16 protein-coding genes and 3 pseudogenes are annotated in these 17,712 nt (G+C 65.8%); 11 read left to right on the forward strand and 8 right to left on the reverse strand.

The genetic code is table 11. The features are described 5' to 3' along the window. Positions 1–83: 83 nt before the first annotated feature. The 4 genes and pseudogenes from GON09_RS00130 to GON09_RS28835 all read right to left on the reverse strand — a co-directional run. Positions 84–356, reverse strand: coding sequence for a hypothetical protein (locus tag GON09_RS00130; protein WP_072815828.1), 273 nt, complete (start codon positions 354–356; stop codon positions 84–86). Between the two features lie 29 nt (positions 357–385). Beyond that, on the reverse strand, positions 386–511 hold the full coding sequence (locus GON09_RS28660) for a hypothetical protein (RefSeq protein ID WP_280521621.1): 126 nt from the start codon (positions 509–511) through the stop codon (positions 386–388). Positions 512–693: 182 nt separating this feature from the next. Further along, positions 694–993, reverse strand: a complete 300-nt coding sequence (locus GON09_RS00135) for a ParB family protein (protein WP_244865316.1) — start codon at positions 991–993, stop codon at positions 694–696. A gap of 148 nt (positions 994–1,141) precedes the next feature. Next, a pseudogene (locus GON09_RS28835) lies at positions 1,142–1,369 on the reverse strand (hypothetical protein); the annotation flags it as partial. 79 nt (positions 1,370–1,448) lie between these two features. On the opposite strand from GON09_RS28835, the gene GON09_RS00145 reads away from it, so the two are divergent. Beyond that, positions 1,449–2,336, forward strand: coding sequence for a replication initiation protein (locus GON09_RS00145; RefSeq protein WP_213930087.1), 888 nt, complete (start codon positions 1,449–1,451; stop codon positions 2,334–2,336). Beyond that, positions 2,333–2,596 (forward strand): sigma factor-like helix-turn-helix DNA-binding protein, encoded by a 264-nt coding sequence (locus tag GON09_RS00150; RefSeq protein ID WP_213930088.1) that lies wholly within the window; start codon positions 2,333–2,335, stop codon positions 2,594–2,596. Before GON09_RS00145 ends, GON09_RS00150 begins: the two co-directional genes overlap by 4 nt. Before the next feature lie 70 nt (positions 2,597–2,666). On the opposite strand, the gene GON09_RS00155 is transcribed toward GON09_RS00150, so the two are convergent. Beyond that, a complete protein-coding gene (locus tag GON09_RS00155) occupies positions 2,667–3,665 on the reverse strand; it encodes a replication protein (RefSeq protein ID WP_213930089.1) in 999 nt (332 codons plus the stop codon). 381 nt (positions 3,666–4,046) lie between these two features. Further along, positions 4,047–4,232 carry a toxin-antitoxin system HicB family antitoxin gene (locus GON09_RS00160; protein WP_033098656.1) on the reverse strand — a complete coding sequence of 62 codons (186 nt, stop codon included), beginning with the start codon at positions 4,230–4,232 and terminating at the stop codon, positions 4,047–4,049. Between the two features lie 187 nt (positions 4,233–4,419). Here GON09_RS00160 and GON09_RS00165 point away from each other — a divergent pair. Both GON09_RS00165 and GON09_RS00170 read left to right on the forward strand, forming a co-directional pair. After that, positions 4,420–5,831 (forward strand): annotated as a pseudogene (locus GON09_RS00165) (cytochrome P450). A gap of 73 nt (positions 5,832–5,904) precedes the next feature. Next, complete coding sequence (locus GON09_RS00170) at positions 5,905–6,984, forward strand: GAF domain-containing protein (protein ID WP_213930090.1); 1,080 nt, start codon at positions 5,905–5,907, stop codon at positions 6,982–6,984. A 191-nt stretch (positions 6,985–7,175) separates the two neighbouring features. Here GON09_RS00170 and GON09_RS00175 read toward each other — a convergent pair whose 3' ends face one another. Further along, complete coding sequence (locus GON09_RS00175; RefSeq protein WP_213930091.1) at positions 7,176–7,622, reverse strand: helix-turn-helix transcriptional regulator; 447 nt, start codon at positions 7,620–7,622, stop codon at positions 7,176–7,178. Positions 7,623–8,521: 899 nt separating this feature from the next. On the opposite strand from GON09_RS00175, the gene GON09_RS00180 reads away from it, so the two are divergent. The 4 genes and pseudogenes from GON09_RS00180 (at position 8,522) to GON09_RS00190 (ending at position 12,491) form a co-directional block, all read left to right on the forward strand. Then, the gene (locus GON09_RS00180) at positions 8,522–9,433 is read left to right on the forward strand and encodes an insoluble domain protein (protein WP_213930092.1); all 912 of its coding nucleotides are present in this window, start codon (positions 8,522–8,524) and stop codon (positions 9,431–9,433) included. A gap of 590 nt (positions 9,434–10,023) precedes the next feature. Beyond that, complete coding sequence (locus GON09_RS28940; RefSeq protein WP_374195262.1) at positions 10,024–10,713, forward strand: cytochrome P450; 690 nt, start codon at positions 10,024–10,026, stop codon at positions 10,711–10,713. Between the two features lie 2 nt (positions 10,714–10,715). Continuing rightward, positions 10,716–11,362: pseudogene (locus tag GON09_RS28945) on the forward strand (cytochrome P450). A 73-nt stretch (positions 11,363–11,435) separates the two neighbouring features. Then, the gene (locus tag GON09_RS00190; RefSeq protein WP_213930093.1) at positions 11,436–12,491 is read left to right on the forward strand and encodes a GAF domain-containing protein; all 1,056 of its coding nucleotides are present in this window, start codon (positions 11,436–11,438) and stop codon (positions 12,489–12,491) included. A gap of 216 nt (positions 12,492–12,707) precedes the next feature. Here the strand turns inward: GON09_RS00190 and GON09_RS00195 are convergent, their stop codons facing one another. Beyond that, positions 12,708–13,154: a helix-turn-helix transcriptional regulator gene (locus GON09_RS00195; RefSeq protein ID WP_213930091.1), complete on the reverse strand. Its 447-nt coding sequence runs from the start codon at positions 13,152–13,154 to the stop codon at positions 12,708–12,710. Between the two features lie 537 nt (positions 13,155–13,691). On the opposite strand from GON09_RS00195, the gene GON09_RS00200 reads away from it, so the two are divergent. The 3 genes from GON09_RS00200 to GON09_RS00210 are packed head-to-tail and all read left to right on the forward strand — an operon-like array spanning position 13,692 to position 17,706. Beyond that, a complete protein-coding gene (locus tag GON09_RS00200; protein WP_244865311.1) occupies positions 13,692–14,966 on the forward strand; it encodes an insoluble domain protein in 1,275 nt (424 codons plus the stop codon). A gap of 23 nt (positions 14,967–14,989) precedes the next feature. Further along, positions 14,990–15,730, forward strand: coding sequence for a hypothetical protein (locus GON09_RS00205; RefSeq protein ID WP_244865312.1), 741 nt, complete (start codon positions 14,990–14,992; stop codon positions 15,728–15,730). Between the two features lie 32 nt (positions 15,731–15,762). Then, positions 15,763–17,706: a cutinase family protein gene (locus GON09_RS00210; RefSeq protein ID WP_307854248.1), complete on the forward strand. Its 1,944-nt coding sequence runs from the start codon at positions 15,763–15,765 to the stop codon at positions 17,704–17,706. Positions 17,707–17,712: the final 6 nt, after the last annotated feature.

Here is a 17,712-nt window from a genome sequence, read left to right on the forward strand (position 1 = left end):
TCGTTGCAGAGGCCCATCGTTGGCGAAGCCGCCCCCTGGTGCATCCACCCGCGACAGCTCCGGTCCGAGTAGTTCAGGAAGGGTCAGTTCGCGGCGATCAGGCCGAAGACTCCGACGACGAATCCCATGAGGCCGCAGTAGAGGAAGAAAGCCGCTCCGAGCCTGTTCTTCTCTTGCCGTTCCCTCCTGGTCACGCTTTTTCTCCGCATGTACTCGCATGCTCCGAAGCAGATGAGCGCCGCGATGATCAGTAGCCACCACAGACCCGTGAGACCTCCGGCGAGATTGCGGACGGGTTCGGGTGGGCCGTCGAAGCCGAGGTAGGTGGTTCGGGCGTAGAGGTGGGGCTCATTCACGTCGGTGGCGGTCCTTGTCTCAGGCTCGGTCAGTCGGTGGTCAGCACTGTGTCACGCGACACCGACTGATCTTGGTGCGTCGTGGTGCGCCCCGCCATCGGCTCGACGGCGAGAACGGCGACCGCTACGACGAGAACGACGACGGCAACTGTCATTCGGCCGGCTACCGGATAGGCGTTGTTTGTGCTGGCGGGAGCGTTATCGTCACGGATTCTCGCGCACACTCGCATGGGTGCTCGAGGGTGCTCTGTACTGCTGCCTCATGGCAGGGATTCCATAGTAATAATGGGTTATATGAGGCGTGAGAATCCCACTGGGGAGTGAGAATGGATGGTTCTCATCGTGTCCTCAACGCATGAGGATGTGCGACTGAGAACCGGTCAGGTGCGATTCCAGCGGCCGACGCCGGTCTGGGCGGTGGACTTGACTTCCCCGGTGGCCGGGCGTCCCAGCTGTGGCCGTTGTTGTGTTCGGCTTCGAGTCGTTCGATTGTCTCGAGGACGGCGGTCTCGAGGAATTCGCTGAAGGTGCTCGGCGGGAGGACTGCGCGGGTGCCGAGGTAGGCAGCGCGGATGCGTTCGGCCTGGTCGGTGTGGAACCCGAGTTTGGGGCGCGGTGTGCGTGACGCCTCGGTCATTGCTGGTCCTGTTCTCCTGGGCGGCCGGGGGCGTTGCGTCCGACGCCGGTCTGGGAGAGGGATTTGAGTTCGCTGCGGCTGGGGTGCGCCAGGGCCGGCCGTCGTTGTGTTCGGCTTCGAGACGTTCGGTGGCCTCGACCAGCAGGTCGGTGATGAACTCGCTGAGGGTGGCCGGGGGCAGGATGGCGCGGGTGCCGACGTAGGCGGCGCGAATCCGGTCGGCGTCGGCTTCGGTGATGTCGAAGGCCATGCGCTTCTTCCCGGTCATGGTTCTCATCGTAACTTCGGTACGTGAGGCACAGCCTCTGCCACGAGTGGACATGTTCGAGGGTTCGAAAGGGAGAAGGCAGGGCGGATACCTGATATGGCTTGGCATGACCTACCCGAATAATATCTGTATATGGCTCGGCGTGTCCTACCCGAATACTCGATCTTGGTAGTGCACAGTACTCGGCATGGAAACGGCGGGGGAGTCCCTTCTCACTGACGAGCAGTGGGGAAACGAGGTGCTACTGCCGCATCGGCCGTTCGCGACGAACCAACTCGAGCACGGTCAGTACCGAATGAGCCGTGACCAGGCATTGATGATGCGCTACATCCAGCACTCTCCACACGCGTTGCTCGGATCGATCGTCATCGACTGTGACCACCCCGATGCGGCGATGCGGGCGTTCGAGAAACCGTCGGATCATCCGACGCCGAGCTGGGTCGCGCAGTCTCCCTCCGGGCGGGCGCACCTGGGTTGGTGGCTGGGCGACCATCGAGTCTGCCGTACCGACTCGGCGCGGTTGACTCCGCTGCGCTATGCCCATCGCATCGAGCGAGGTCTGTGTATCTCCGTCGGCGGAGACTTCTCCTACGGTGGGCAGCTGACCAAGAACCCGATCCACCCTGAATGGGAAACCATTTACGGTCCAGGGGATCCGTACTCGTTGCGGGATCTGGCGACCATCTACACACCTCGTCAGGCTCCGCGCCGGCCCGACCGCTCCGTGGGTCTGGGCCGCAATGTGACGATGTTCGACACTGCCCGTAAGTGGGCGTACCCACAGTGGTGGCACCATCGTCATGGCACCGTAGACCAGTGGCTCCAACTGGTTCTTCAGCGTTGTCACGGAATCAACAGCGAGTTCGCCGACCCTCTTCCTTTCATCGAGGTCCGTGCCACGGCGTACTCCATCGGCAAGTGGATCTGGCGTAACTTCGATGAGGGGACGTTCCGGGCGCGCCAGGCAGCACGTGGGAGCAAGGGCGGCAAGGTCATGAGCTCTGCCAAACGGGAAGCAAACAGGAAGCGGGCCACCAAGTTCGATCTGGCGACAGCATTGGAGTTCGCGCGATGAGCGGCAGTGCCCAGGCACAACAACGGCGGTCCATCACCGCAAAGGAGCTGGCACGCCGGCTCGGCTCGTCGGAGCGCACTGCACGTCGCCTGGTTGCCGAACCCCGAGACCAATTCCTCGAACGCGCAGAACGCCGACGCAAGCAGGTGGTCGAACTTCGCGAGCAGGGGATGAAGTACCGCGAGATCGCCGAGAAACTGGAGATGTCGACCGGAGCGGTGGGTCGGATACTGCATGATGCCCGCAAGCTCGAGGGGTAGGAGCGGCTTCCGCGTGAAACGATTCGATTCCCCTTCGCCGCTGTGGTTCTGACCGGAGCGAGAATTTCGTTCAGTAGCGGTGCCGGTCGAAGCGGTCCCCGCGGGTCCTGGTGCGCTTGCCCGAGCGCTGGAGCAGTATCTGCCGGATCTCGGCGAGAGCGGTGGCACGGGTGTCGTCGCTGGCCGGAGGATGAGCAGCACGCCGGTCGAGTTCGGCGCGACGTTCCGCGGCGCGGCGGTCCTGGATCTCAGTGCGGCGCTCGGTGGGGGTAGGCCCTGACCACACATCGGCGAGGGCACGGAGCTGCCAGCGCAGGAAAGCGGTCGGGGACGCTAGGTGTGGGAGGCTGCGGTCGCGGCGGAACTCGGTGATCTGGTCGGCTACGTCGTCGCCGGTCCATCGGGTGGTGTCGATGCCTGCGGCGGTCAGGGCATCGGCGATGGCTCCGACGTGGTGATGGGTGGTTCCGGGGACGTAGTGGCCATTCCGATCCACGCCGCGGTATTCGGGCATCGTGGGACCGAGTCGGTCGGCCAGGCGCGCTGCGGCGATCTGAGCGTGCAGGGGTCGTGGGTCACCCTCGGTCTTCGCCGAAGCCCGGGCGCGGCGCGTAGCGCGCGCGTTGGTGAGTACTTGAGAACGAGAGATACCTGTAGAACCCAAAGGGTTCTCCGGTAGATCCGCATGATTCGGAAACTGGGGATAAACAGAAGAGTTGGCAGTGAACTTGCTGGTCAGGGCCCATACGGAAGCTGCGCGAAGTTGTTTTCCGCCGTGGGTGAGGCTGGCTTCGATGCGTTCGGCGATGGTGAGGTAGCGGCCGCGGACGAGCTCGACGGCGGCTCCGATGCGGCGAAGGATCTGGCGGGCGCGGTCGAGGACGTCGGTGCTGATGCCGGCGTATTCGGCGAGGGTGTCGCGGGCGGCGGTGAGGCTGCGGCCGGTGGATTCGTCGGCGTAAGCGGCGTGAGCGTTGGCGGCGGCGATGAACTTGTCCGGGGCGATGCGGTGCTCGTGGCAGATTTTGATGCCGGTCTCGCTGCGGGCGAAGGTGATGATCTGGCGCATCCAACCCGCGCGGGAGTCCCAGACAGGGATGGGGGAGTAGGCACCATCGGCTACGCGGAGGTTGTAGCTGCCGCGACGGCGACCACGGCGGGTCTGGGGAGTGGCGCGGCCGGGACCTCGGCGGTTGTCCCGGGCGGTGCGTGTGCTCCGTTGAGGGCGACACGCGGGAATGTGATTTAAGACGGAAGTTGGCCCAAACGAGCAGCGCTCGCTAATATGCATAACGAAGACTTTCTGGTGAGAAAGTTCGAGTGGCCCGAGAGAGTTTGGCGACTGGCTCGGTCACATATTCGGTTTGGAAGACCCCTCGCTTGGCAGGCGGGGGGTTTTCTGCATCTGAAGGCGGGCTAGTTGGCGGCTAGCGGCCCTCTCTGGTGGCGTTTACACGGTCACCGCCTTGATCTCGCGGGCAAGATCCGGTCGACCGGCTTGTAGTGCGAGCAGGTCGGCGACGTATTGGGACAGCGCGACCTTGGCGTCCTTGGCATCGTTGCGGAGCTGTTCGTGCAGCTCAGCGGGGATGCGTAGAGTCATCGCGGCGCGGTCGCCTTTATGCGGCTGTGCCATGCGTAAACCCCCGTTCTTCAAGATCGGCCCGTTGAATCTGACTCAGATTAGCGGCTGAGAGGGCGGATGTCAGTTACCCCCGTACATCGGCGTGGCGCGTGTCGACTAGTGGGACGACAGTCGGAGCCTCGGAGCGGGTGGGAGGCGGCGGTGTGTCTCACGCCGGCGGTGGGGCACACTCTCACGAATGGCGTCACCGCAGCTTTCGACGAGCAGCCCTGCGACCACCACCGATTCCCAGCCGATCCCGCAACCTCGATGGAGACTGCCTCTGTTGGGTGATCTGCTCAGCATCGACGTGGCGAAGCCGGTTCAGCGTGAGATGCAGATGGCGCAGGAACTCGGGGGATCTTCGAGCGCAAGATCCTCCAGCACCGGCTGATCGTGGTCTCCGGCGCCGATCTGGTGCGCGAGGTCAACGACGAGGAGAAGTGGGCGAAGTTCCTCGGCAAGCCGCTCCGCAAGCTTCGTGTCATTGCCGGCGACGGGCTGTTCACCGCGTTCAACTCCGAACCGAACTGGAGGAAGGCCCACAACATCCTCGGTCCGGGATTCGGCCAGGCCGCGATGCGCGGCTATCACGACTCGATGCTCACGGTCGTCGACCGGCTGGTCGACAGCTGGGACACCGCCGCAGCCGGCGGCGAGTACGTGGACGTGCCGAAGAGCATGACGTCGCTGACCTTCGACGTCATCGGACGTTGCGGTTTCAGCTACGACTTCGACTCGTTCGGCCGCACCGAACCCGATCCGTTCATCGCAGCGATGAGCCGGGCGCTCGAGTACATCAACCGCTCGTCGAACGACATTCCGATCCTGCGTGCTCTGTTCGGTCGCGCGGCGCGTGAGCAGCACGAACGCGACATCGCGCTGATGCAGGAGACGGTCGATCGCATCGTCGAGGAGCGGATGAGCTCCGGTGAGCAGCGCGGCGATCTGCTGGACCTGATGATGCACACCGTCGATCCCGACACCGGCGAGCAGCTCGACCGCGAATCGATCCGCAATCAGGTGCTGACCTTCCTGGTCGCGGGCAACGAGACCACCGCGGCCACCCTGGGGTTCGCGGTCCATTTCCTGAGCCGACATCCCGAGGTGGTGGCGAAGGCGCGGGCCGAGATCGCCGAGGTCGTCGGTGCCGACGGTCGGATCGGGTACGAGCAGGTCGCCAAGCTGCGGTATGTGCGGCGGGTGGTGGACGAGACGCTGCGGTTGTGGCCGGCCGCCCCGGGTTATTTCCGCAAGGTGCGCGGTGAGACCACCCTGGGCGGACGGACGCTGCCGAAGGGTTCGTGGGTGTTCGTGCTGCTGCCGCAGCTGCACCGCGACCCGCTGTGGGGCGACGATCCCGAGCGGTTCGATCCGGATCGGTTCGAGCCCGCGGCCGTGCGGAAGCGTCCGGCGCACATCTTCAAGCCGTGGGGCACCGGTATCCGGGCGTGTATCGGTCGGCAGTTCGCGTTGCACGAGGCGGTGCTCACGCTCGCGTCGCTGATCCGGCGGTACGACTTCGCTCCGGAACCGGGCTACGAACTCGACGTGCACGAGGCGATCACTCTCAAGCCGCGGGGGTTGAAGGTCAAGCTCTCGCGTCGGTGACGGAGGCGGCCGACAGGTAAGTTCCCCCTGGGCAGCCATACTGTGCCCACGGTTCGGGGGAGGTTATAAGTTAATGGTGATTCTCAACGAGTGGCATCTGGTCGAAACGTTGGTCGGCGGCGAGATGTCCGTTGTCAGCTGCGGCGGCGTAGTCAAGGATTGGGCGTCGGTGACCCGGCATGTTCAGCCGGCCCCGGACCTTCCGGTCACGCCGATCATCGACGAGGTGATCCGCACTCGACGGCCGGTGACGCTCGATCTGCGCTCGCGCAAGGGGGCGCAGAAGGCGTTCCACATCGAGGCGCTGCCCGTTCTCGGCCCCAGCGGGGAGGCGCACGGTGTCCAGGTGTGGGTGGGTGAGCCCGGCCGGGTTCCCACCCCACCTCGAATCGCAGCTGGGATTGCGTGGAGTCTCGAGCGGATGGTGATCGGCCAGACGGTCGAAGCATCGATGATGTCCGGGGTGCTTCCTGAAGAGCACGTTCCGGAGCGAACTCCTGCGGAGTACATTGCCAAGGCGGTGAAGTTCGACGATTCGGCGTCGTTGTTCGAGCTGGGCATCGATCCGGTGCACGGTCGCCGGTGGGAGGCTCCGATGTCGGTTCTGCACGCCGACGGTCGGGTGATGCGCTGGTACTGCTGGGGCAAGGGCCGTACTGATCCGGGCAACGTGGGATTGCGGCTGTTGTGGCACGACGTCTCCGATACGACGTCACCGGAGTTGCCGACGTTGAGCGAGCTGGGAATGCAGGAGATGCTGCGATCAGCGGGGGTCTACACCGGAGTCTTCGTCGCCGATCTCGCCGTTCTGACGATGTGGCTGCCGGATGCTCCACCGTGGGTGTCCTGGCGAAACGTCAAGGGCGGAAACGAGATCGTGCATCCCGACGACCGGCATGTGCTGGCCGATGCACTGGCAACGTTCCGTTCGGGGGATACCGCACCTCGGTGCGTCGATGCTCGTCTGCGTTCGGAATCGGGCTGGCGGGCAGCGAAATTGTCGATCAGCCCGTATCCCGGCCCTCTCAGCGACCGTCTCGTGCTCGTTCAGATTTCAACGATTCCGGATGAATTCGATGCGGCCACAGAGGATTGCAGGGATCCGATCGCGGGGTGCGAGGCGGGTAGGTTGGTCCCGGACTATCGGCTGTGATCTGGTAGTTTGTCTTCCGCGTCCCCGCCCGTGGGGATTTCCCGGGGCTTGTCCACTCGGCCTCGGATGTAGCACAGCCGGTTTCGGCCGCTTCCGCATGTCCGCGTGAGGTGGGCTGCTATCTCCGCGGGGGGAGCTCAGACGTGGTTATCCGTATTTGTCGTGCGTCGACACACAGTGTGTCGCGCGTGTCAGACGGGTGCGCCCGGCGGTCGGGTGCGGGCCCGTTCGTAGGCGGCGCGGACCTCGGCTGTGTCCACTCCCAGAGCTCGGGCCAGTCGTTCGGCTACCGGCTCTCGCAGCGAGGTTTCCCCCAGCTCGAGGCTGCTGAGCGAGGCCGTGGAAATGCCGGCTTGCAGCGCCAGCTGGGGCTGGGTCAGGCCGGCCTGGGCGCGCAGATCGCCCAGATACCGGTCGTGCGGGGATATCCGCACCAGCTCGGACATCGGAACGTCGAGGGCGGCAGCGACACGGGCCAGACGGTCCACCTGCGGGGTCGCCTGCCCGGACTCCCAGGCTCGCACGGCCGCCACGCTCACTTCGGCGAACCTCGCCAGGTCACCACGGGTGTAACCCTTCTCCGTCCGCAGATCGATCAGCCTCTCCCGGTCGAATCCCCGAAGAGGCCGTCTCGTCATGCCCGAAACCTTTCCACGAGCCATAACACTGCCCTACAGGAATGGCTTGCGTCATCTTCCACTGGAATAGATTTTGCTGTAATGTTCCGGAATAGAGTTTCAATGAAAGGTTTCGTGGCGAAGGAGGTAACGATCGGCTGAGCCGAGGGAAGCGTCTGGCCGGCAACCAGCGCGAGCCACGGTGAGGCCACCGGCAAAAGGGAAACCCCCGGACACGTGTCAGTGATTGGCGTCGGTGTCACGTATCCGGGGTTGAACCACCTACGTACCAACCCGTCCGGGCTGACTACGCAAGCTCGGGCACCAGGTCACTGCGGACGAGAGCCCACTTCCTTGTCGGGCGCTGCTGTTCTGGCGTTACTCGACTGTGCGCGCCAACGGCAGCGTTCCCGCACCTAGTCGGCGCTGCCGACACGTGCACAAGCGGACTACCTCCCTGTGGTGACCACCCGATCTTCTCGGCCCTGACGGATCTCTTTCTCACTCAGGTCCTTCACGCATTCGGGACTCGATTCATTCGCAGGAAAGGCGATGTACATGTCCGTATCCAACGAAGATCAGCTGGTTTCCGGCACCGGCAGACACCGGCGCCGCCGAACGACCAGTGCGGTGCTCAGCACCGCGACTCTGGCACCGGCGGCAGCCGGGTTGCTCATTGCCTTTGCGCCGACGGCAGCAGCAGCGCCGACCGGCGACTCCGGCGGCGGGCAGGCAGGGATCACGTCCCCGCCGCAGTCCGTGGTGGTCAGGCGGGCATCACCTCCACGCCCCCCTCAACTTCTGCTCCTACACCCTCGACTCCTGATCCGCAGCCCGCCGAGAACTTCTGGGTAGCGCCTCCGGCCGAGTACAACCGCGGCACCCGCGCCTACAACCCGCAGACCGGCGGCGGTGTGTCGATGGCGCAGTACAACGGCTATTCGGGCGGCTACAACTCCGGCTACTCCGGCTACAGCGTTCCTGCTCCGCAGGCGCCGGTCGTGGTGGAAGGCCCGACCCTGCCGATCGAGGCTCCGGTCAACAAGATGCGTTTCGGCCGGGTGATCTTCGACCAGCCGAACTGGGTCTCGGACGTCGATGCCGACAAGACCAACCGCACGACCGCAGTGGTCGAGGCGATGGTCACCGACTACCACCGATCGACCGGCATGGAGACCGAAGAGGCCGAAAAGATCGCCTCGGCCCAGGTTGCAGGCACGGCCGTAGGTGCAGCGACCGGCTTCGGCACCGGCTGCCTCGCGGCTGGTGTCCCGACCGCACTGGCAGTGAGCACGGTCGCGGGCATCGTCGGGGCTGGAGCAGGCACGATGGTGCCTCTGCCGATTCCGGGGGTTGCTCCCGTGACCTCGGGCGTTGCCGCTACCGCCGCTGGTGCGGCGGCCGGATTCGGACTCGGATGCGCGGTCGGTGGTGGACTGGGCGCACTCGGCGGCGGTCTGGCCGGGTACGGGGTCGGCACGGCTTACGGCGCGGGCGAGGATGCCACGCCGATCGAAACCGAGGTGCCCGACATCGAGGCCGAACAGGTCACAGAACAGGTCGACACCACGCTCGCGCAGTGGTCGGAGGATCCCATCGGTGCGGCTGCGGTCGACGCTGTGCAGACCTTCGCCACCGAGACCGCACCTGCGATCGATGAGCAGGTCCGCGACTTCGTTCAGGCACAGCCCGGCGGTGAGCAGGTCATCGAGCAGGTCGACCAGGCACTCGACTCGTTCTTCACCGACGCGACGCCGGGGCTGACATCGCGCCTGGTCAGCGAGGCGGTCGGTCTGGGTCTCGGCGCGCCCGCTCCGGCAGTCGACGCCTGAGTCCAGTCGAGGAGGGAGAACCGATGAAGCGGAACGACCGAGCGGGCTCACCTCGGGTGTTCGATGCGACCGCACCTCGCACCCGCATGGTTCGGGAGTCGGTGCCGGTGTCGGTACCGGCGCCGAAGAGCGCTTTTCCTCCGGAGAACCGCGTCCGCCCGTGAGTCGGCGTCTCGAGTGGTCGCGGCGGCCGATGCCGGTCGCCGCGCCACTCACCCGACCACGCAGGTGACCACGCGCCGCCCTGTCGGGAAGGGACTGACCTATGCCGGTCTCGGCCTCGCGGCCGTGGCCGTCGTGGACTGGCCGCTGGGGCATCACCGCTCTCGTCGGCGGCGGTGACGACGACGCGGACTTCGGGCCCGTTGAATCTGACTCAGATTAGCGGCTGAGAGGGCGGATGTCAGTTACCCCGTACATCGGCGTGGCGCGTGTCGACTAGTGGGACGACAGTCGGAGCCTCGGAGCGGGTGGGAGGCGGCGGTGTGTCTCACGCCGGCGGTGGGCACACTCTCACGAATGGCGTCACCGCAGCTTTCGACGAGCAGCCCTGCGACCACCACCGATTCCCAGCCGATCCCGCAACCTCGATGGAGACGCCTCTGTTGGGTGATCTGCTCAGCATCGACGTGGCGAAGCCGGTTCAGCGTGAGATGCAGATGGCGCAGGAACTCGGGGGGATCTTCGAGCGCAAGATCCTCCAGCACCGGCTGATCGTGGTCTCCGGCGCCGATCTGGTGCGCGAGGTCAACGACGAGGAGAAGTGGGCGAAGTTCCTCGGCAAGCCGCTCCGCAAGCTTCGTGTCATTGCCGGCGACGGGCTGTTCACCGCGTTCAACTCCGAACCGAACTGGAGGAAGGCCCACAACATCCTCGGTCCGGGATTCGGCCAGGCCGCGATGCGCGGCTATCACGACTCGATGCTCACGGTCGTCGACCGGCTGGTCGACAGCTGGGACACCGCCGCAGCCGGCGGCGAGTACGTGGACGTGCCGAAGAGCATGACGTCGCTGACCTTCGACGTCATCGGACGTTGCGGTTTCAGCTACGACTTCGACTCGTTCGGCCGCACCGAACCCGATCCGTTCATCGCAGCGATGAGCCGGGCGCTCGAGTACATCAACCGCTCGTCGAACGACATTCCGATCCTGCGTGCTCTGTTCGGTCGCGCGGCGCGTGAGCAGCACGAACGCGACATCGCGCTGATGCAGGAGACGGTCGATCGCATCGTCGAGGAGCGGATGAGCTCCGGTGAGCAGCGCGGCGATCTGCTGGACTGATGATGCACACCGTCGATCCCGACACCGGCGAGCAGCTCGACCGCGAATCGATCCGCAATCAGGTGCTGACCTTCCTGGTCGCGGGCAACGAGACCACCGCGGCCACCCTGGGGTTCGCGGTCCATTTCCTGAGCCGACATCCCGAGGTGGTGGCGAAGGCGCGGGCCGAGATCGCCGAGGTCGTCGGTGCCGACGGTCGGATCGGGTACGAGCAGGTCGCCAAGCTGCGGTATGTGCGGCGGGTGGTGGACGAGACGCTGCGGTTGTGGCCGGCCGCCCGGGTTATTTCCGCAAGGTGCGCGGTGAGACCACCCTGGGCGGACGGACGCTGCCGAAGGGTTCGTGGGTGTTCGTGCTGCTGCCGCAGCTGCACCGCGACCCGCTGTGGGGCGACGATCCCGAGCGGTTCGATCCGGATCGGTTCGAGCCCGCGGCCGTGCGGAAGCGTCCGGCGCACATCTTCAAGCCGTGGGGCACCGGTATCCGGGCGTGTATCGGTCGGCAGTTCGCGTTGCACGAGGCGGTGCTCACGCTCGCGTCGCTGATCCGGCGGTACGACTTCGCTCCGGAACCGGGCTACGAACTCGACGTGCACGAGGCGATCACTCTCAAGCCGCGGGGGTTGAAGGTCAAGCTCTCGCGTCGGTGACGGAGGCGGCCGACAGGTAAGTTCCCCCTGGGCAGCCATACTGTGCCCACGGTTCGGGGGAGGTTATAAGTTAATGGTGATTCTCAACGAGTGGCATCTGGTCGAAACGTTGGTCGGCGGCGAGATGTCCGTTGTCAGCTGCGGCGGCGTAGTCAAGGATTGGGCGTCGGTGACCCGGCATGTTCAGCCGGCCCCGGACCTTCCGGTCACGCCGATCATCGACGAGGTGATCCGCACTCGACGGCCGGTGACGCTCGATCTGCGCTCGCGCAAGGGGGCGCAGAAGGCGTTCCACATCGAGGCGCTGCCCGTTCTCGGCCCCAGCGGGGAGGCGCACGGTGTCCAGGTGTGGGTGGGTGAGCCCGGCCGGGTTCCCACCCCACCTCGAATCGCAGCTGGGATTGCGTGGAGTCTCGAGCGGATGGTGATCGGCCAGACGGTCGAAGCATCGATGATGTCCGGGGTGCTTCCTGAAGAGCACGTTCCGGAGCGAACTCCTGCGGAGTACATTGCCAAGGCGGTGAAGTTCGACGATTCGGCGTCGTTGTTCGAGCTGGGCATCGATCCGGTGCACGGTCGCCGGTGGGAGGCTCCGATGTCGGTTCTGCACGCCGACGGTCGGGTGATGCGCTGGTACTGCTGGGGCAAGGGCCGTACTGATCCGGGCAACGTGGGATTGCGGCTGTTGTGGCACGACGTCTCCGATACGACGTCACCGGAGTTGCCGACGTTGAGCGAGCTGGGAATGCAGGAGATGCTGCGATCAGCGGGGGTCTACACCGGAGTCTTCGTCGCCGATCTCGCCGTTCTGACGATGTGGCTGCCGGATGCTCCACCGTGGGTGTCCTGGCGAAACGTCAAGGGCGGAAACGAGATCGTGCATCCCGACGACCGGCATGTGCTGGCCGATGCACTGGCAACGTTCCGTTCGGGGGATACCGCACCTCGGTGCGTCGATGCTCGTCTGCGTTCGGAATCGGGCTGGCGGGCAGCGAAATTGTCGATCAGCCCGTATCCCGGCCCTCTCAGCGACCGTCTCGTGCTCGTTCAGATTTCAACGATTCCGGATGAATTCGATGCGGCCACAGAGGATTTGCAGGGATCCGATCGCGGGGTGCGAGGCGGGTAGGTTGGTCCCGGACTATCGGCTGTGATCTGGTAGTTTGTCTTCCGCGTCCCCGCCCGTGGGGATTTCCCGGGGCTTGTCCACTCGGCCTCGGATGTAGCACAGCCGGTTTCGGCCGCTTCCGCATGTCCGCGTGAGGTGGGCTGCTATCTCCGCGGGGGGAGCTCAGACGTGGTTATCCGTATTTGTCGTGCGTCGACACACAGTGTGTCGCGCGTGTCAGACGGGTGCGCCCGGCGGTCGGGTGCGGGCCCGTTCGTAGGCGGCGCGGACCTCGGCTGTGTCCACTCCCAGAGCTCGGGCCAGTCGTTCGGCTACCGGCTCTCGCAGCGAGGTTTCCCCCAGCTCGAGGCTGCTGAGCGAGGCCGTGGAAATGCCGGCTTGCAGCGCCAGCTGGGGCTGGGTCAGGCCGGCCTGGGCGCGCAGATCGCCCAGATACCGGTCGTGCGGGGATATCCGCACCAGCTCGGACATCGGAACGTCGAGGGCGGCAGCGACACGGGCCAGACGGTCCACCTGCGGGGTCGCCTGCCCGGACTCCCAGGCTCGCACGGCCGCCACGCTCACTTCGGCGAACCTCGCCAGGTCACCACGGGTGTAACCCTTCTCCGTCCGCAGATCGATCAGCCTCTCCCGGTCGAATCCCCGAAGAGGCCGTCTCGTCATGCCCGAAACCTTTCCACGAGCCATAACACTGCCCTACAGGAATGGCTTGCGTCATCTTCCACTGGAATAGATTTTGCTGTAATGTTCCGGAATAGAGTTTCAATGAAAGGTTTCGTGGCGAAGGAGGTAACGATCGGCTGAGCCGAGGGAAGCGTCTGGCCGGCAACCAGCGCGAGCCACGGTGAGGCCACCGGCAAAAGGGAAACCCCCGGACACGTGTCAGTGATTGGCGTCGGTGTCACGTATCCGGGGTTGAACCACCTACGTACCAACCCGTCCGGGCTGACTACGCAAGCTCGGGCACCAGGTCACTGCGGACGAGAGCCCACTTCCTTGTCGGGCGCTGCTGTTCTGGCGTTACTCGACTGTGCGCGCCAACGGCAGCGTTCCCGCACCTAGTCGGCGCTGCCGACACGTGCACAAGCGGACTACCTCCCTGTGGTGACCACCCGATCTTCTCGGCCCTGACGGATCTCTTTCTCACTCAGGTCCTTCACGCATTCGGGACTCGATTCATTCGCAGGAAAGGCGATGTACATGTCCGTATCCAACGAAGATCAGCTGGTTTCCGGCACCGGCAGACACCGGCGCCGCCGAACGACCAGTGCGGTGCTCAGCACCGCGACTCTGGCACCGGCGGCAGCCGGGTTGCTCATTGCCTTTGCGCCGACGGCAGCAGCAGCGCCGACCGGCGACTCCGGCGGCGGGCAGGCAGGGATCACGTCCCCGCCGCAGTCCGGTGGTGGTCAGGCGGGCATCACCTCCACGCCCCCCTCAACTTCTGCTCCTACACCCTCGACTCCTGATCCGCAGCCCGCCGAGAACTTCTGGGTAGCGCCTCCGGCCGAGTACAACCGCGGCACCCGCGCCTACAACCCGCAGACCGGCGGCGGTGTGTCGATGGCGCAGTACAACGGCTATTCGGGCGGCTACAACTCCGGCTACTCCGGCTACAGCGTTCCTGCTCCGCAGGCGCCGGTCGTGGTGGAAGGCCCGACCCTGCCGATCGAGGCTCCGGTCAACAAGATGCGTTTCGGCCGGGTGATCTTCGACCAGCCGAACTGGGTCTCGGACGTCGATGCCGACAAGACCAACCGCACGACCGCAGTGGTCGAGGCGATGGTCACCGACTACCACCGATCGACCGGCATGGAGACCGAAGAGGCCGAAAAGATCGCCTCGGCCCAGGTTGCAGGCACGGCCGTAGGTGCAGCGACCGGCTTCGGCACCGGCTGCCTCGCGGCTGGTGTCCCGACCGCACTGGCAGTGAGCACGGTCGCGGGCATCGTCGGGGCTGGAGCAGGCACGATGGTGCCTCTGCCGATTCCGGGGGTTGCTCCCGTGACCTCGGGCGTTGCCGCTACCGCCGCTGGTGCGGCGGCCGGATTCGGACTCGGATGCGCGGTCGGTGGTGGACTGGGCGCACTCGGCGGCGGTCTGGCCGGGTACGGGGTCGGCACGGCTTACGGCGCGGGCGAGGATGCCACGCCGATCGAAACCGAGGTGCCCGACATCGAGGCCGAACAGGTCACAGAACAGGTCGACACCACGCTCGCGCAGTGGTCGGAGGATCCCATCGGTGCGGCTGCGGTCGACGCTGTGCAGACCTTCGCCACCGAGACCGCACCTGCGATCGATGAGCAGGTCCGCGACTTCGTTCAGGCACAGCCCGGCGGTGAGCAGGTCATCGAGCAGGTCGACCAGGCACTCGACTCGTTCTTCACCGACGCGACGCCGGGGCTGACATCGCGCCTGGTCAGCGAGGCGGTCGGTCTGGGTCTCGGCGCGCCCGCTCCGGCAGTCGACGCCTGAGTCCAGTCGAGGAGGGAGAACCGATGAAGCGGAACGACCGAGCGGGCTCACCTCGGGTGTTCGATGCGACCGCACCTCGCACCCGCATGGTTCGGGAGTCGGTGCCGGTGTCGGTACCGGCGGCCGAAGAGCGCTTTTCCTCCGGGAGAACCGCGTCCGCCCGTGAGTCGGCGTCTCGAGTGGTCGCGGCGGCCGATGCCGGTCGCCGCGCCACTCACCCGACCACGCAGGTGACCACGCGCCGCCCTGTCGGGAAGGGACTGACCTATGCCGGTCTCGGCCTCGCGGCCGTGGCCGTCGTGGGACTGGCCGGCTGGGGCATCACCGCTCTCGTCGGCGGCGGTGACGACGACGCGGACTTCGGTGGCCTGGTCCCGGACACCGCAACCGCTGCGCCGACAGCGGCAGCGGCAGCGGCAGATGACCCGTGCTCACCTGGCGAGGGTGACCAACTCTCCGGCGAAGGGGTGATCGCGGCGCTCGAACACCGCTATTACCTGCTGCGTTCGGGTGAGTCGGTGCGGGAGTTGATGGCCCCTGATGCGCCGTTGCCCGACGCGGCAATGATCCAGCAGGGCATCGACACCGTGCCGCTGGGGACCACGCACTGCCTCGAGGTCACGGCCATCGGGCCGAACACCTACAGCGCGCAGATCACCGAGGTCCGCCCGGATCGGCGCAACGAGTTCAAACAGCGCATCACAACGACCACGGCCGAGGACGGCCGAGTGATGATCCGCTCCATCGAAGAGGTCGGGTCATGAGGAAAGCAAGTCTCGCTCTGGCAGCGGCAGCAGTGACCACCGCGGCCGCGGTAAGCACACCGACGGTTGCTCATGCAGCGGAAACGAACGGGTGTGCGCGCACGATCGCGCTGATGATTCCCGGCACGACGGAAACGTCCGCTCATGCTGATCCGACCGTGCCGACGGGCATGCTCGCGGCGGTCGGTGACGCACTCGAGCAACGGTTCGGCAAGAACCTCGACGTGGTGTACGTGCCGTATCCGGGCGAGGCGTTCTTCAACGGCACGTCCTATGCCGAATCGAAGTCGCGGGGCGACAAAGCGGCAGCGGAGTTGATGGAGCGGTGCCCGTCGTCGAAGTACCTCATCGCCGGGTACAGCCAGGGCGCGCAGATCGGCAACGATCTGGCCGTCAACATCGGCCACGGTCTCGGTCCCGTCACTCCGCAGCAGGTCAAGGCGGTGATTCTGCTCGCTAATCCGAAGCGGGGCACCGAGGGCGCAACGTTGATCGGCCCGCCCCTGAGCGGTCAGGGCATCGCTGGGCCGGCCCCGGAAGGGTTCGGCAAGCTCGCGGGCAAGGTGTTCGACATCTGCCACCCGGACGATGCGTACTGCAACACCGATGGTCAGTCGACGCCGTTCCTGGCGTCTCTGGGCCGGATCATCGCCAATCCGCCGGGAGCGGTCGATGTCTCTGCCGAACTCACCTCGACTGCATCACCCCAGACTCCGACGATCACCGGCACGTCGACAGTGGCGCAATCCTCCCTGGTCGATGAGCTGTCCTCGCCGGGGACCTGGCGCAACGCGGATCTGTCGGCGGTGTTCGGGGCAGCCTCGCAGCTGGCCGAGTCGGTGTCTTCGCTCGATGCCGCTGGTCCGACGTCGACCACCTCGGCAGCGAACATCGCCCGCATGACGCAGCAGGCGCGGCTGGTGTCGGAGACTTTGACGCCGGTCGATCAGGCGCGACAGTGGATCGACAGCAATCCGGGCGCGCGTGAGACGTTCACCTCGGCTCCCGAGGGATCGCCGGAGGCGACGACGGCGGGTGTGCTCGACATGCTCGAGCAGGTCGATGTCCCGGCAGTGTTGTCGGCCGCCGAAGCGGTGACCGGGATGAGCACGGCCTTGCTCAAGTCACGGGCCTCGGGGGAGTCGGTCGATGTGTCGACGCTGGCAGGGTCGGCAGATGCGCTGGTCGCGGGTCTGTCGCCGTTGGCGGCCTCGGGTCCGGTGGAGTTGCGGACGGCAACGCAGGTGCTTTCGGTAGCCAAGCCGACGACGATCCTCAATCAACTGCTGGGCGTCGTCTCCGGCGTGACCTCGGTCGACTATCCGGCGGTGGCGGCCGGGTTGCAGCAGCTTCCGATCAAGATTGCCACCGGCGATGTGCACGGGGCGCACGCGGTCGCGGGGGATCTGAACAATCAGCTCTCCCCGCTGGTGAAGATGGCTGCCGGGGTGGATTTCAAGACACTCTCACGGCTGGTGGCGATGGTTCCGGACCCGTCCGGCACGGCCGCAATCGCCGCGCTGGTGCTTGATCTGCTCGGCAACGTCGATGTGATCCGCTTGGCCCGCAATGTCGGTGAGATTCAGGAAATCGCCTGGTCGGTGGCCGAAAGCGGGAACGTGCTCGAGCTGTCTCGGCTGATGCCGGTGGCGGTGGATCTGGCGCAGGTGGCTCTCGGCGTGCTCACCCCGGGCCAGAAGATGAGTCCCGATCAACTGCACGATCCGGGCGATCCGATCGGCTCGCTGATGTCGGTGCAGGCACAGGACAGTGATTTGGCCGGCCTGGGCCAGTCGGTGATGACGCTGGCGAGCAGTGACAGTGCGGCCGAGCTGGGGCAGCTGGTGGCCGAAGGATTCACCGCGGCGAGTTTCTACGCCTCGAATTCGCACATTGCGTATCCGAGCTGGTCCCCGGATGGGAGGGACAACGCGATCGACACGATGGTGAAGGTTTTCGCCAAGGCGATCGACTGAGGCCGG

The organism is Rhodococcus sp. B50 (genome assembly GCF_013602415.1).
GTDB lineage: Bacteria > Actinomycetota > Actinomycetes > Mycobacteriales > Mycobacteriaceae > Rhodococcus.